This window comes from Nesterenkonia sandarakina (assembly GCF_014138825.1).
GTDB lineage: Bacteria > Actinomycetota > Actinomycetes > Actinomycetales > Micrococcaceae > Nesterenkonia > Nesterenkonia sandarakina.
Genome location: NZ_JACJIH010000001.1, coordinates 1,334,362 through 1,349,654, shown reverse-complemented (window position 1 = coordinate 1,349,654; position 15,293 = coordinate 1,334,362). Strand labels below are relative to the sequence as shown.

At 65.6% G+C, this 15,293-nt stretch carries 13 protein-coding genes; 9 read left to right on the top strand and 4 right to left on the bottom strand.

Going from position 1 to position 15,293, the window contains the following annotated elements; all coding sequences use genetic code 11:
• Positions 1-113: 113 nt before the first annotated feature.
• Together HNR24_RS06120 and HNR24_RS06115 are read right to left on the bottom strand one after the other, a co-directional pair.
• On the bottom strand, positions 114-2,297 hold the full coding sequence (locus tag HNR24_RS06120; RefSeq protein WP_182496117.1) for a RecQ family ATP-dependent DNA helicase: 2,184 nt from the start codon (positions 2,295-2,297) through the stop codon (positions 114-116).
• A gap of 81 nt (positions 2,298-2,378) precedes the next feature.
• Positions 2,379-2,735, bottom strand: coding sequence for an HNH endonuclease (locus HNR24_RS06115; protein ID WP_058888542.1), 357 nt, complete (start codon positions 2,733-2,735; stop codon positions 2,379-2,381).
• 113 nt (positions 2,736-2,848) lie between these two features.
• Between HNR24_RS06115 and HNR24_RS06110 the strand changes: the two genes are divergently transcribed.
• Together HNR24_RS06110 and HNR24_RS06105 are read left to right on the top strand one after the other, a co-directional pair.
• Positions 2,849-4,375 (top strand): TIGR01777 family oxidoreductase, encoded by a 1,527-nt coding sequence (locus tag HNR24_RS06110; RefSeq protein WP_182495320.1) that lies wholly within the window; start codon positions 2,849-2,851, stop codon positions 4,373-4,375.
• A 68-nt stretch (positions 4,376-4,443) separates the two neighbouring features.
• Positions 4,444-4,704: a glutaredoxin domain-containing protein gene (locus HNR24_RS06105; RefSeq protein ID WP_058888544.1), complete on the top strand. Its 261-nt coding sequence runs from the start codon at positions 4,444-4,446 to the stop codon at positions 4,702-4,704.
• 98 nt (positions 4,705-4,802) lie between these two features.
• On the opposite strand, the gene HNR24_RS06100 is transcribed toward HNR24_RS06105, so the two are convergent.
• Entirely contained in the window at positions 4,803-5,348 is a 546-nt protein-coding gene (locus HNR24_RS06100; protein ID WP_182495319.1) for a TspO/MBR family protein, read from the bottom strand.
• A 55-nt stretch (positions 5,349-5,403) separates the two neighbouring features.
• Between HNR24_RS06100 and HNR24_RS06095 the strand changes: the two genes are divergently transcribed.
• The gene (locus HNR24_RS06095) at positions 5,404-6,009 is read left to right on the top strand and encodes a TIGR03085 family metal-binding protein (protein ID WP_182495318.1); all 606 of its coding nucleotides are present in this window, start codon (positions 5,404-5,406) and stop codon (positions 6,007-6,009) included.
• 88 nt (positions 6,010-6,097) lie between these two features.
• Here the strand turns inward: HNR24_RS06095 and HNR24_RS06090 are convergent, their stop codons facing one another.
• A complete protein-coding gene (locus HNR24_RS06090) occupies positions 6,098-7,582 on the bottom strand; it encodes a benzaldehyde dehydrogenase (RefSeq protein ID WP_182495317.1) in 1,485 nt (494 codons plus the stop codon).
• A gap of 341 nt (positions 7,583-7,923) precedes the next feature.
• Between HNR24_RS06090 and HNR24_RS06085 the strand changes: the two genes are divergently transcribed.
• The 6 genes from HNR24_RS06085 to HNR24_RS06060 all read left to right on the top strand — a co-directional run bounded on the left by HNR24_RS06085 (position 7,924) and on the right by HNR24_RS06060 (position 15,281).
• Positions 7,924-8,946 carry an asparaginase gene (locus HNR24_RS06085; protein ID WP_182495316.1) on the top strand — a complete coding sequence of 341 codons (1,023 nt, stop codon included), beginning with the start codon at positions 7,924-7,926 and terminating at the stop codon, positions 8,944-8,946.
• A gap of 44 nt (positions 8,947-8,990) precedes the next feature.
• A complete protein-coding gene (locus HNR24_RS06080) occupies positions 8,991-9,881 on the top strand; it encodes a polysaccharide deacetylase family protein (RefSeq protein WP_182495315.1) in 891 nt (296 codons plus the stop codon).
• 62 nt (positions 9,882-9,943) lie between these two features.
• Positions 9,944-11,002 (top strand): polyphosphate kinase 2 family protein, encoded by a 1,059-nt coding sequence (locus HNR24_RS06075; protein ID WP_182495314.1) that lies wholly within the window; start codon positions 9,944-9,946, stop codon positions 11,000-11,002.
• Positions 11,003-11,131: 129 nt separating this feature from the next.
• Complete coding sequence (locus tag HNR24_RS06070; protein ID WP_182495313.1) at positions 11,132-13,006, top strand: DUF262 domain-containing protein; 1,875 nt, start codon at positions 11,132-11,134, stop codon at positions 13,004-13,006.
• A gap of 302 nt (positions 13,007-13,308) precedes the next feature.
• On the top strand, positions 13,309-14,007 hold the full coding sequence (locus HNR24_RS06065) for a DUF6308 family protein (protein ID WP_182495312.1): 699 nt from the start codon (positions 13,309-13,311) through the stop codon (positions 14,005-14,007).
• 344 nt (positions 14,008-14,351) lie between these two features.
• Positions 14,352-15,281, top strand: a complete 930-nt coding sequence (locus HNR24_RS06060; RefSeq protein ID WP_182495311.1) for a restriction endonuclease — start codon at positions 14,352-14,354, stop codon at positions 15,279-15,281.
• The last annotated feature ends 12 nt before the right edge of the window (positions 15,282-15,293 follow it).

Here is a 15,293-nt window from a genome sequence, read left to right as displayed (position 1 = left end):
CTGCGGGCTGGAGCTGGGAGTATCCAGCATTCACGCCCATACCCCCGTCCTGACGGGCCCTGATCCGCTGCGCTCGGCGCCGGTTCGCACCTATGCGCCGTGCCCCGCCCGGCTCAGCCGCGCATCCCCAGCGCAAAGGGCAGCACCTCGGCGGCACCGGCGGCGCGCAGCTCTCCCGCCGCCACGGTCAAGGTCCAGCGGGAGATGACCTCGTCGTCGACCAGCAGCACTGAGGCGCCGCTGATGCGTTCGGCGAGGTCACCGGAGACCGTGAACCTCCCCAGCAGCCCCGCCAGCCGGAAGGCGCTGTTGGTGTCCGGGGTGCTGGTGGGTCCACCATCGGCCCAGTCCAGCGCCCCGGCGTAGGGGAGTCGCCCCACCTGCGCGAGGGCGCCGGCCAGCGACTCCACCAGGAGCGGGTGTTGACGGGAGGGCATCGAGACGACGACGTCGGGGCGTCGCGCCCACCCCCACTCGGCGAGCACCCGGATGGTTCCGCGGACCAGCTGCTCGGAGACCTGGGCGTCCTCACCCTGCAGCGCCTCACGGACCGGGGTGCCCCAGCCGAGGTCGCTCAGCCGGGCCAGGGCGCGGCCGGGCTGGGCCTGCGCCTCGGCTGGCAGCTTGCCCTTGAGGTCGATCCCCAGAGCGCTCAGCCCGGTGGGCCACTGCTTGCGCGGAGCGATCTCCAGACCCACCCGGTCCAGGCTGTCCTTGGCCTCGGCCAGCGCTGACGAGGAGACATCATGCGGGAACCATGGTGCCGCGCAGGTGTCGCAGCGGCCGCAGGGCTGGGCTTCGTCGTCGTCGAGGGCGTGGGCCAGGAAGACCATCCGGCAGACCCCGGCGGGGAGCTGTTCGTAGTCGAGCATCAGCTGCTGCTCGGCCCGGCGCATCGCGAGGATGGTGTCGTAGCGCTCGGCGTCGTAGGTCCACCGGCGCCCGGTGGAGAGCCAGCCGCCGGAGACCCGGCGGACGCTGCCGTCGACCTCCAGGACCTTGAGCAGCAGCTCCAGCGGGGAACGGCGGATCTCCACCATGGCTTCGAGCTTGGCCACCGAAAGCGTGGTCTCGGGGGAGAGCGCCTCGAGCACGGCGTCGGCGCGTTCCTGGGTGGGCATGGAGGCCTGGGCGAAGTACTCCCAGATCCGGATGTCCTCCTTGCCGGGCATCAGCAGCACGTCGGCGCTGTCCACGGCGCGCCCGGCGCGGCCGATCTGCTGGTAGTAGGAGACCGGGGAGGAGGGTGCACCCAGGTGGACCACGAACCCGAGGTCGGGTTTGTCGAAGCCCATGCCCAGCGCGCTGGTGGCGATCAGCGCCTTGACGGTGTTGTCCTTCAGGGCCTGTTCCAGCTGCTGGCGCTCATCCGGGTCGGTCTGCCCGGTGTAGGCGGCGACCTTGTAGCCGTGGGCGTTGAGGTGCGCGGCGAGGTCGGTGGCTTGGGAGATGGTCAGCGCGTAGACGATCCCGCTGCCGGTGAGGTCGTCAAGGTGCTGGGTCAGCCAGGCGATGCGCTGCTCGGAATCCGGCAGCGTGAGCACACCGAGGCGCAGCGAGTCGCGGCTGAGCGTGCCGCGCAGCACCATGACCTCCTTGTCCGGCTGCTGGGCTCCGCCGGATTCAGGGCCGGATTCCCCGGCGGGGGTCAGCTGGGCGGCGATGTCATCGACCACCCGGGAGTTCGCGGTGGCAGTGGTGGCCAGCACCGGGACCTCGGCGGGGAGATTGCGCACGATCTCCCCGATGCGGCGGTAGTCGGGGCGGAAGTCGTGGCCCCAGTCGGAGATGCAGTGCGCCTCATCGACCACCAACATGCCCATGCGCTGCAGCAGTCCGGGCAGGACCTCGTCGCGGAAGCGCGGGTTGGCCAGGCGTTCCGGGGAGATCAGCAGCACGTCGAGCTCGTCATTGCGCAGGGACTCCATGATGGAGTCCCATTCGTGGGCGTTCGCGGAGCTGACCGCCTGGGCGCGCACTCCGGCCCGGGTGGCGGCGGCGATCTGGTCCCGCATCAGCGCGATCAGCGGGGAGACGATCAGGCTGACGCCTCGACCGCGGCTGCGCAGCAGGTGGGCGGCGAGGAAGTAGACCGCGGACTTGCCCCAGCCGGTCTTCTGCACCACCAGCACACGACGCCGGTCCTGGACCAGGGCGGAGATCGCCTCGAACTGGCCCTCCCGGAAGTCCACCTCGGCTCCGGCCAGCGCGGCGAGGCGCTCGCGGGCCTCGGTGTGGAAGGCCGGATCGCGTTCGGCGGCGGAGGAGTCAGGGGCGGCGGTGTTCGTGCTGGAGATGCTCACGTGACCACTTTGTCACAGGGGTAGGACACGGATCCCGGGCTGCGACCCAGCGTGAGGCACAGCCTCAGGCCCGGATCAGCTCGCGGCATCCTCCGCGCGCAGCGCCCGTGTGATCTGAACCCACTGCCGCAGGAACGCGGGCTCGTCCAGGCGTCGTCGTCGCATCCAGGAGGTGACCTCGTCATTGGACTTGCTCGCGTTGCAGGACCCGCAGGCCGGCACGACGTTCTCGATCGTGTAGCGGCCGCCGCGGGAGATCGGGGAGACGCAGTCCTTCTGCAACGCGGCTCCGTCGGCCCCGCAGTAGGCGCAGCGTGACCAGGCCTGCAGGATGCGGAACCACTGCTCCTGCGTCAGGTCGCTTCCGGAGGCGGCGACGCGGCGGGTGCGGCGCCGCGCGGCGCGGGCGCGACGAGTCTGGCGAACCGGCATGGGCTGAGATTAGCACCGGGGAGGCCCGTTGACGGGTTCGACTCCCAGACACCGGGCAGTACCGCCTGGTAGCGTTCCGGCTAAGCTGCCGCGCCAGTCCTACAGGAGGCAATATGCCGATCTTTGAGTACGAGACCCACCTGCCCTTCTCCCGTGAAGACGTCTTCGACTGGTACGCCCGTCCCGGTGCGCTGGTGCGGCTGCACCCGCCTTTTGCGGGCCGGGTGATCGAGGAGCCCAGCAACGGCCTCCAGGACGGGTCCGAGTCGGTGCTCGGGATCAACATGCCGAGCCTGTTCGGCACCACGCTGGCCGGGTTGATGGATATGGCCGGCTCCGCCAGCTCGCTGCCGATGCGCGGGTACACCAAGTGGCGCTCGCGGCACACCAATTTCAAGCCCGGACACGGCTTCTCCGATGAGATGATCTCCGGTCCTGCGAAGTCCTGGCGGCATGACCGCAGCTTCGAAGACGACGGCGCCGGCATGGTCCTGCGCGAGAAGGTCACCTACGAACTGCCCCTGGTGGACAAGCTCCCGGCCGCGGCGAAGAAGCTGGTGGCGCGCCAGTTCGAGGCCGAGCTGAACCGGATCTTCGCCTACCGCGCCCGGCAGAGCAGCGACGACCTCGCCTTCCACCAGTCCCACGGTCGCCTGGCCTCCCAGCAGGACCAAGACTCCCACCACCTGCCCGAGGCCGCCCCGATCAAGGTGGTCGCGGTCAGCGGCGCCTCGGGGCTGATCGGGCGTCAGATCTGCGCCCTGCTCGGCGGTGCCGGGATCGAGGTCCGCAGGATGGTCCGCGGTGGGTCAGGCTCCTCGGCGGCCAAGGCCGGGGAGATCACCTGGGACCCCGAGGCCGGCACCCTGGACCCGGAGTCGCTGCGCGATGTGGACGCCGTGATCCACCTCGCGGGGCACCCGCTGGCCTCCCGCTTCACCGAGGAGCACAAGCAGAAGGTATTGGACTCCCGGGTGGAGGGCACCTCGCTGATCGCGACCACCCTGGCGCACCTGGAGGAGGCGGACCAGCGCGGACGCGTGCTGATCAGCAGCTCCGCCATCGGTTACTACGGCGCGACGCCGGCGGATCGGGCGCTGCGCAGCGCCATCCTCACCGAGGACTCACCGGCGGGCACGGACTTCCTCGCCGAGGTCTGCAAGAAGTGGGAAGAGAGCACCGCACCTGCGAAGAAGGCCGGCGTGCGGGTCGGGATCGTGCGCACCGGAATCGTGCAGACTCCCGCCGGTGGTGCGCTGTCCCAGCTGCTTCCGCTCTACACCGTGGGCGCCGGTGGGCCGCTGGGAGACAAAGAGTGGCAGAGCTGGATCAGCATCGATGACATCGCCTCACTCTTCGTGCACCTGGCGCTGAACCCGCACGCCGAAGGACCGGTCAACGGGGTGGGCCCGGAGCCAGTCACCGCGAAGCAGTACTCCAAGACCCTGGCCGCCGTGATGCGACGACCCTCGGCGATCCCGGTCCCGGCCTTCGGCCCGAAGCTGGTGCTCGGCGAGCAGGGCGCGAAGGAGATCGTCGGGGCGGATCAGCAGGTCACCTCGGTGAAGGCCCAGTCGCTGGGCTACGCGTTCCGCCACCACACCCTGCAGGAAGCCCTGGAGCACGTGCTCGGCAGCTGAGACCGCAGCACGGCAGGGCCGTGCCGGAACAACCGCATGGCAGGCCGTGCGTGAGAAGGAGAGCTTATATGACAGAGCAGACGAAGATCCGCATGTTCGGCGCCGACTGGTGCCGGGACTGTCGGCGCACCAAGGCCCAGCTGGACGCGCTGAAGATCGAGTATGACTACATCGATCTCGAGCAGGACGCCGCCGCCGCGCAGGTGGCCGAGGACATCTCCGGACGCAAGCAGATCCCGGTGGTCCTCTACCCGGACGGCTCCCACCAGGTGGAGCCCTCCAACGCCGACGTCGAGGCCAAGCTGCGGGAGCTTCTGCTCGCGGACTGACGCCGCACCTGGCAGCTGCTGAGCCCGACCCGGCAGCCGGTGAGCCGCATTCGACAGCCCAGCCGCGCCGTCGGACGCGGGACTGAGACTCTGCTGCTCTAGTTCATCAGCGCGATGTAGAAGTTCAGCGTGGAGGCGTAGAGCGTCCAGGCCAGGAACGGCAGCAGCAGGCAGGCGCCCAGCCGGGAGATCGGCCAGAACCGCCAAATGGTCAGCGTGATCGCCACGATCAGCACGGCGATCAGCACCATGGCGGCCCAGAGCGCGGCGGTGCCGAAGATCGGGTAACCGCCGAAGAACAGCGGGGACCAGATGCTGTTGAGCACCAGCTGGCCCACGAACAGCGCGAGGGCCGGGGTGGCGTTGACGCTGTGCCGGCGTCGCCAGACCAGCCAGGCGCCCACGCCCATCAGCAGGTACAGCACGGTCCAGACCGGCCCGAACACCGCGTCCGGCGGGGTCCAGGCGGCCTTATCTGCCTCCGCGTACCAGCCGTCGGTCTGATCCGAGGTGAGGATGCTGCCGAGGAATCCCACGGCCTGCGGGATGCCCACGAAGAGGATCAGCGCGATGAGCTGCTTCAGCGTGGAATCCGGGGTCTGATCAGGGTCGTACCCGGTGGTGGCGTGCGTGCGCTGAGTCATCTCGATGGTCCTTCCCGTACCCAAAAGTGTTGCCCCCGACCCTACACTTGGGCCTATGACCTCCACAGCCTCCGAGCAGCGCCAGGCCTTGGCCGCGGCCCTGCGCAGCGTGCCCGCCGACGCCCCGACGCTCTGCGAAGGATGGGCGGCTGAAGATCTGGCGCTGCACATCGTGATCCGGGACTCCCGCCCGGACCTGATCGTGGGGCCCATGCTGCCGGTGGTCGGGGAACGCGCCCGCGCCGCGCTGAAGACGCTGCGCGGCACCGGGTACCAGTCGCTGGTGAATCGAGCGGAAGCCGGCCCTCCGGCGTATTTCCCGCAGAACCTCCCGGTGCTCAATGACCTGATGAACACCGCCGAGTTCTACATCCACACCGAGGACGTGCTGCGCGCCCAACCAGACTTCGACCCCAAGCACCCGCGCGGCATCCCCGAGAAGCTGCGCCGCCGGCTCTGGAAGCAGGGCAGCTCCGCGATGTTCGCGCTGGGCGCGCGCAATGCGAAGCGCCGGATCACCTTCACCAGCCCCGGCTACGGGACGACGACGTGCGGCCCGTCCTCCGCGGCTCCGCTGAGCGTCCAGGGTGCCCCCGAGGAGCTGCTGCTCTGGGCCTCCGGCCGTGAGGAGAAGGCCCAGGTCAGCGTCAGCGAAAGCTGAGCGCGTGCCGGCGGGACGCCCTGCGGGGCCGGACACCGGCCCCGCAGGCGAGCCCTCAGGCCCCCGCAGCTGAGCCCGCAGGCGTTGCTCAGAACGGGTAGGGGGCGATCTCCGAGCGCACGGTCAGCCACTGCGTCTCGGTGAAGGACTCGATGTTCGCGCTCGCACCACCGACCCGGGAGCCGGTCCCGGAGTCACCGACCCCGCCGAAGGGCGCGGTGGCCTCATCGCCCACGGTCTGTTCGTTGATGTGCACCTTCCCGGAGTTGACCTGGTCCGCGACCTGCATCGCCAGCCCGACGTCGCCGAGCACGCCCACGGAGAGGCCGTACTGGCTGCTGTTGATGATCTCCACCGCCTCTTCGATGGTGGAGAAGGAGATCACCGGGGCGACCGGTCCGAAGATCTCCTCGGTCCAGGCCGGGTTCTCCGCGGTGATCCCGGAGATCACGGTGGGGGAGTAGAAGAGATCGGTGAACTCTCCGCCGGCCTCCACGGTGCCGCCCTTGGCCGCGGCGTCCTCCACGATCGAGTGGATCCGGTCGCGCTGCCCGGTGTCGATGATCGGGCCGATGGCGGTGCCCTCCTCGGCGGGGTTGCCCACCGGCAGGTTCTTCGCCTTCTCGGAGAGCTTGGCGATGTACTCGTCCTTCAGGGACTCGTGAACCAGGTGCCGCCCGGTGGTCATGCAGATCTGTCCCTGGTGCAGGAAGGAGCCGAACGCTCCGGCCGAGGCGGCTTTGTCCAGATCGGCGCCGGGCAGGACCACCAGGGCGTTGTTCCCGCCGAGCTCCAGGTGGGCGCGCTTGAGCAACCGGCCGGCGGTCTCGCCGACCAGGCGCCCGGCTGCGGTGGAGCCGGTGAAGCAGATGATCCGCACCTGCTCGGCCTCGGTGAGCGCCTTGCCCACCTCGCCGCCGCCGGGCAGCAGGTGCAGCACGCCCGCGGGCAGTCCGGCCTCTTCGAAGACCCGGGCGATGCTGACCCCGCCGGAGACGGTGGTGCGCGGATCCGGCTTCAGCAGCACCGCATTGCCCAGCGCCAGCGCCGGGGCCACCGAGCGGATGGAGAGGATCAGCGGGAAGTTGAACGGGGAGATCACCGAGACGACGCCGGCCGGGCGGCGCCGGGCGAAGGACCAGCGCGGCTGATCGGTGCTGAGCACCTCACCGGCGGGGGCGGTGCACAGCGCGGCGGCCTCGAAACACTCTGCGGCGGCGATGTGGGTCTCCAGGGCGGCCTTGGTCGCCACGCCGCCGGTCTCCCGGACGATCCAGGTCTCGATCTCCTGGGCATGTTCCTCGAAGAGGGTCCCGGCGCGGCGCAGCACGGCTGCCCGCTCCGAGGGCGGCATCGCGGCCCACTGCCTCTGCGCGGCGGCGGCCGCGGTGGCGGAGCGGTTCACGTCCTCCGGTGTGGCGCTGCCTGCGGTGCCGAGGCTCTCCCCGGTGGCGGGCTCGGTGATCGGGATCGGCTCACCGCCGCCGGTCTGCCACTGACCGGTGAAGATCGTACTGTCCCAGCGGGAATCCTGGAGCAGAGTGGTGGTGTCAAGCGTGGAGGTGGTGGACATCAGGGGTGACCTCTCAACAGGGGAGGACTGCGCCGCAGTCATGACTATCTTCATAGTGATCTGTGACACAGCGGTATTCAAGTGCCAGGCGTGAATATGTCCTGAGCGTCTGGCGAGACGAGTAATGAGACCCAGCAGTCGGGGGTGCGCGGGCCAGTGAGGGCCCTCAGGAGCACGGCACCCCTCGGCGCCTTGTTCGCGGATCCAGTCCCCACAGCGGTTGGTCTCGAACGCCAGCCCCGGCCCGCTCGGCACCGTCTCCCAGCACACCTCATTGTCCTGATCGTCGGTCTGTGATGGACTCAGAGAAGACAGAGGCGACCACAAGAATCGAGGCTGACATGACCCGCATCGTGGTGCTGGCCACCGGGGGAACGATCTCCTCGCGCCAGAGTTCAGCCGGTGGGTCCCGCGCCAAGGACAGCGCCGCGGACTTGATCAGCGCCCTGAGCATCCGCGGGTTGGATGAGTTCGGTCCCGGCGACACCGGAGCAGGAGTCGAGCTGGAGTCCGAGGACATCGCAGTCCAGAACTCCTTCAACTTCAGCTTCGCCGACATCTCTCGGATCGCCCACGCGGTGGCCCGAATCCTGAGCCGGGAAGACGTCGACGGGGTCGTCGTCACCCATGGCACCGACACCATGGAGGAGACCCTCGCGCTGCTCGGTTTCACCCATGACGATCCGCGCCCGGTGGTGCTCACCGGTGCCCAGCGCAGCCCCGATCACTCCGACAGCGACGGACCACGCAACCTGCACGACGCCATCCGGACCGCCGCCTCCCCGGCATCAAGAGGTCAAGGCGTGCTGCTCGTCTTCGGCGGCGAGATCCACAGCGCACTTGGACTGCGCAAGAACCACACCCTGGCCCCTCAGCCCTTCGGCCACCGCAGCGCCGGTGCGCTGGGCGTCGTCCTCGAGTCTGGCCCCCGCTACTTCGCCCAGGCGCTGGCCCCGGACCCGTTCCCGCTGCCCAGCGCCGAGTTCGAGCAGCAGCGCGTGGACATGGTGCTGGGCTACCCAGGGGCCGACGCCGCGTTGATGCACGCCGCACTGGAGACCGGTGCCACCGGCGTCGTAGTGCTCGGTGCAGGCGCAGGCAACCCCGGTCTCCCGCTGACCGACGCGATCGCCCAGGCCACCGCGCAGGGCGTGCTGGTGGGTCTGGGCACCCGCACCGGGGCGGGAGCGGTTGCGGTGATCTACGGAGGCGGGGGAGCGGTGGACGCCGTCGCAGCCGGAGCCGTGCCGTTGGGAGACCTGCCTGCCACCCAGGCGAGGATCCTGATGGCGCTGCTGCTGAGCACCCATGCACCCACACAGGCGAAGGAGAAGCTCCAGGCGCGGCTGAGCGACCGGAACTAGAACTTCACAGAGGTACTGCACGACACAGGAAAGAGGGACAGATCATGGCCAAAGAGATCTACGTAGCACTGGGCATCGACGTCGACGCGGTCGGTGGCTGGCTCGGCTCCTATGGCGGAGAGGACTCCCCGGGGGACATCTCCCGCGGCATGTTCGCCGGTGAGGTCGGAGTGCCGCGGCTGAACAAGCTGCTGGCCAAATACGACCTTCCCTCCACCTGGTTCTGGCCCGGGCATTCCATCGAGACCTTCCCCGAGCAGTTCGACCAGGTGGTCGCCTCCGGGCACGAGATCGGGGTCCACGGCTACAGCCACGAAAACCCGCTCGCGATGACCCGGGAGCAGGAGACCGAGATCCTGACCTACTGCATCGACCTGATCGAGAAGCGCTCGGGCCGCCGTCCCACGGGTTATGTGGCTCCCTGGTGGGAGTTCTCCACCGTCACGAATGAGCTGCTGCTGGAGCAGGGGATCAAGTATGACCACTCGCTGATGCACCGGGACTTCGAGCCTTACTACGTGCGGGTCGGGGACAAGTGGGAGCAGTCGAAGATCGACTATGACCAGCCCGCCAGCTCCTGGATGAAGCCGCTGATCCGCGGCGAGGAGACCGACCTGGTGGAGATCCCGGCGTCCTGGTACCTCGATGACCTGCCGCCGATGATGTTCATCAAGTCCAGCCCCAACAGCCACGGCTTCGTGAACCCGCGCCAGCTCGAGGAGATCTGGCGGGATCAGTTCGACTGGGTCTACCGCGAGAACGACTATGCGGTCTTCACGATCACTATCCACCCCGACGTCTCCGGACGCCCGCAGGTACTGCTGATGCTGGAACGGCTGATCGAACACATCAACTCCCACGAGGGCGTGAAGTGGGCGCAGTTCAACGACATCGCCGATGACTTCCTGCGCCGCTCCCCACGTACCACCGACTGACCTGTTCACCGCCACGCCCGCGGCCGCACCGGCCCGCGCGACATCTGCCATAAGGAGACACCGTGTCCAAGAATGAGAAGAACCCCCACCGGCTCGATGTCCCCCTGGACGGTGTCCGCGGACCCAAGGGCGCGAAGAAGACCCCGTTCGACGGCGATCCCCGTGCTCTCTGGCGGGTGAACCAGTACCCTTCACCGCTCACGCTGGCAGACGTTCCGACTCGCGAGAAGATCGGGTTCAAGGGCAAGAAGGACGACGGCGAGGACGCGCTCGCCGAACGCTCAGCGATGCTCGCGGACCTGCAGGAGCTCATGTGGGCCCATGTGGTCGCCGCCTCCGAGAACGATCGGTGGGAGGTGGCCAAGGCCATCGCCGGACGGGTTCCGCGGCGGACCCCGCAGGAGAAGGCCCGCCGCGAGGGGCTGTTCTCACCCGAGGTGGAGACCGCGCTGAACAACCTGGACCGGGGCCCGAGGGTTCTCCTGGTGCTGCAGGGCATGGATGCCTCCGGCAAGGGCGGAGTGGTCAAGCAGGTGGTCAGCTCCATGGACCCCATGGGTATCGAGGTGGCCGGATTCGGCAAACCCACCCCGGCGGAGCAGCGCGAGCACTATCTGGAGCGGGTCATCCGGCGCCTGCCGCGGCCAGGTCACGTGGGCGTCTTCGACCGTTCCCACTACGAGGATGTGCTGGTTCCCAGCATCACCGGAAGTGAAAGTCCGGAGGAGATCGAGCGTCGGATCGAGGCGCTGATCCTCTTCGAACGCGAGCTCGTCCGGCTGGGCTTCGTCATCATCAAGGTCAAGCTGCTGATCTCCCAGGAGGAACAGCTGGACCGGCTGGTCTCCCGGCTGGACCGGGAGGAGAAGCACTGGAAGTACGACCCCTCCGACGCCGACGCGCGGGCCGAGTTCGACACCTACCAGGAGCTCTACTCGCGGGTCATGGAAGCCACCGACGCCGACCACGCCCCCTGGCATGCGATCGGCGCAGACCGGAAGTGGTACTCCCGGCTCGCGGTCCAGGAGCTGCTGATCGCAGCGTTCTCGGATCTGAAGCTGCGCTGGCCCGCGGCGGACTATGACGTGGAGGCCGAGCTGGAGCGGCTGCTGAAGTCCTGATGGCCTGGTTCCTAGGGGCACCATACGAGCCCTCTTAGATCGGCGAGGGATCAATGAACTCCGTACCAAGTCATACCTGAGAATATCGACGGTCTGAATCCACAGATCTTGGAGGAAGGCGAAACGCGCATGACAGGCATTACTCCGCACTACCGTTCCATTCGACAGTTGCTGCAGAGCCGTTCATTCTCGATCGACGAGTATCAGCGGGAGTACAAGTGGGAGCGAAGCAACGTGGAGGAGCTGATCACAGACCTGTTGAACAAGTTCCTCGCTGACTATCGGCAGGGCCATGGCCCCTCGGACACTGAGGGGTACGGCGAGTACTTTCTCGGTTCCATCATTGTGACCAAACGTGGAGCCAAGAGCTACCTCGTAGATGGGCAGCAGCGGGTAACGTCCCTCACGCTGTTGCTGATACATCTTTACCGAACCTCCCAAGAGCTGGGACTGAGCGCGGTCCCGACGCTGCAACCTCTGATTCATTCTGACGTGCGGGGTCAGGCCAAGTTCAACCTCGACATCCAAGAGCGCGTACCCGTTCTTCGTGCACTCTTCGAGGGTGAAGATGCAGATGCAACCGCGCGTGAAGAATCAGTGCAGACCATGCTCGCCCGCTACCGCGACATAGAGGAGATAGACCTCCACGGTGAGCTGAACGATGGGCTGGAGACCTTCATCTACTGGCTGATTGAGAACGTCGGGCTCATTGAGATTGAGACGTCCTCGGACTCTTACGCATACGCGATCTTCGAGACCATGAACGACAGAGGTAAGCCTCTGAGTCCTGTAGACATGCTCAAAGCCTTCCTGCTTGGGTCAATTCGAGACTCCGGGGACCGTGCACACGCAAACACGACGTGGAAGAAGACCATCAACGACCTGATCTCCTGGGAATCAGAGCCGGATGCGGAGCGTGATGCTAATTTCGTCAAAGCTTGGTTGCGAGCGCAGTATGCCCAGTCCGTGCGCGAACGCAAGGCCGGCGCAGCAGACAAGGACTGGGAACTGATCGGCAACGCATTCCACCGTTGGGCACGGGATCAGGCTCAACGACTTAACGTCGGAGAAGGTGGGGAGAACCTGCACTTCATGACGACCGAAATGCAGTTCTTTGCCAACGCCTACAAGAGGATCCTCGCGGCCAGTCGTGACTACACGCCACATCTGGAACCGGTCTTCTACAACGCCCACAATAACTTCACGCTCCAATCGACGGTTCTCCTCGCGCCATTGATCGTCGGGGATAACGACGCGACCGTCCGTGACAAGATCGCGGCCACTGCGACGTACTTGGACATCTGGATAATGCGCCGTGCGGCCAACTACATACGGATCACTTACTCGAACGTGGCCTACTCGATGTGGATGCTGACGAAGGATATCCGGCGTCTGCCTTTGCCTGAGCTAGTCGAGGTGCTTCAACGCAAGTTGCAAGAGGATGCCGAACAGGTGTCCTTCGATGGTGCCCAAGCCAGGGGACGTTCTGGGTTGAAGGGACTGGCGGTGAACCAGTTCTCTCACCGCTACATCTACCATCTTTTGGCCCGGGTTACTGCCCACGTGGAGTCGGAGTCCGGGAGGCCCGACAACTTCATGAACCTGGTGGATCGGCAGCAGTCGAACCCTTGGGATGTGGAGCATATCTGGGCGCACCGGTACGACCAATACCAGGATGAGTTTGAAACTGAGCAGGACTTCCTTGAGTGGCGCAATCAGGTCGCGGGGCTTGTCCTGCTGCCCGCGGACGTCAATCGCAGCTACCAAGACCGAGTCTTTCAGGACAAGGTGCCGCACTACGCGAAGCAGAACTTCTACGCCGCGAGCCTGACCGCCGCTGCGTATGAGCACCAGCCGCAGTTCAGTGCATTTGTCCGGAGAAGCGGGTTGCCTTTCCGCCCCTATGGGCGCTTTGGTAAAGAGGAACAGAGACAACGCCAAGAGCTGTTGGAAGGTCTGGTGGAACGGATTTGCTCGCCCTCCCGTCTCGACAAGTACCGATAGCGGGGCTTGAAACGTCGCGTCCCGACGATGCGTTGAGGAATTACGGTCGAAGCGGCAGCGGCAAGCTTCCGCTCAGCGGTGCAACTCCAGGAGGGTCTGGTCAGTTTCCGGGTGAACCGCACTGCTCGGAATCCGGGATAGACCAGAGTCTCTAAGCATCCCATTGAGGTTTAATAATAACGGCTACGCGGCCTCCGACTCGGCACAGACCATGTCCTCGTGTGGGACTTTCCCTTTAATGTTGAGATATCTTTAATTAATTATTCAAGTAGATGCTCGGCAAACGAAGGATTTGAAGACCTATGGACGTAGATTTTCCCTCGGTACACGAAAAAGTCCAGACTCGGGCGCGTGATCAGGCGCTGCGGGCCTTGTCGCATGAGGGCACGCCAGAGAAAGTCGGAAGGTTCTACGATCCCGAGAGCAACTTCGCGGGGTCGACATTCACTCAACTGAGACCTCTCGACCCGGACGCCGTGACGGCGACCGACTTATTGGCCACAGGGACTCTCTCAGTGACAATCCCACCGCGTGCGGTGCGAAGAATTCTGGAGGACGAAGACACCAAGCGAGAACTCTCCCGCCTCATGTCGGCACTACCGCCTGTGAAGCTCGAATCGACCACGGTTGCTGACTTCGCGCCGATGTGTGAGTTTTATGACTTGGTCAAGTCCTCACTGGCACAAGCGGGCACCGCGTCCTCGAATCCATGGGTGACGGCGAGCAAGATCACGGCACGTAAGCGGCCCGACCTTTACCCAGTTAGAGACAGCGTCGTGTGCAAGTACCTCGGCATTCAGCACCTCAACGATCGAGCACGGGACTGGTACGTCTTTCGTGAGCTTCTGCGTGACGAGGAGATTCAAGGTCGGCTGTCCGAGCTCCCGGATCGAGCGCGGGAGGCACATAGAGGGATAGACCTGACCATCGAAGCGGAACCGCTCCGGTTGCTGGACGCGGCGCTCTGGCGATTCGCCGGGGATGAGAGCAGGGGAATCTAGTACGGGAGCCAGTCAAGTTCCTGATCTTGACCCTTTAGACCTACCACCGTCTAATCTGACGTAAACCGCTCCCCAGCCGTAAGTTTTTCAACTGGAGTGAAACTAGGAGGCACGACTAGCCGTATCACAGGTCAGTCCGCGGCGGGTTTATGCTCTCGAGGGACCGGCTTACGCATGGGTTTGTGGTGCGGGGCGACAGCTGAGACGCCGTGGGATGCGATCGGTGGTCGACCTTCTGACGGATTTCTTCCCCCGGCTGCGGCGGATGGCGCTCTGTCGTCTGGATTACGTCAGACTAATGGAACGTACATTCTGCCCAAAGCCTGTGTATCCCGAAGGAAACTATGAGCGAATCGCCCACAGAGTCTGGTGTTCCAATCTGGCCTCACTTCCTGCCCTACGTTCTACGGGTGCTCGACTCCGGGGAGACGGTCCCGCGGCGAGATCTGGTCGAACGCGTTCTCGACGCGGCGAAGATTTCCAACGAGGCTCGGAAGGAGACTCTGGCCGCAGGCGACGGTCGTGCTGAGAACCGGGTTGGCTGGGCACTGACCAACCTTTACAAGGCCGGTTGGGTGGAACGCCCTCAGCGCGCTGTCTATCGCATCACCGAGACAGGACGCTCGTGGTTCACCCAGAACCCGAATGCAACGCTCAGTTTCAGTGAAGCCACACAGCTATTCAAGGACTATTGGCCTCAGACCACGCCAGCGACCGGGCTGAGTTCGATCGCCACACCGACTCCGGAGACGAACGACCTGGACCCTATTGAACAAGTCGAATCAGGGGTCGCGCAGCTGCGAGAGAATGTCGCAGAAGAGTTACTTCGTCGCCTTCGCGAAAGCAACCCCACTTTTTTCGAGGACGCGGTGGTGAGCGTGCTGCTGGCAATGGGATATGGAGGCGCAGAACAGCGCGGAAAGCGTATCGGGGGCACTGGTGATGGTGGGGTAGACGGGGTCATAGACCAGGATGCGCTCGGTCTGGACCAGATCTACGTTCAGGCCAAGCGCTACGCAGATGGCAACTCAGTGGGTCGTGAATCAATCCAGGCTTTCATGGGGGCCCTCCATGGGTTCGGGGCACATCGCGGCGTCTTCATCACCTCGAGCCGATTCACTCAAGCGGCTCGGGATTATGCGAGCGCTGTCCCTACGCGAATTGTTCTTATCGACGGAAAGCGACTCGCGGAATTGATGATCAAATACGGCGTAGGAGTCCAGGTGAAACAGTCGTATGCAGTCGTCGAGATTGACGAGGACTTCTTCGAATAAGGGCCTACGCCC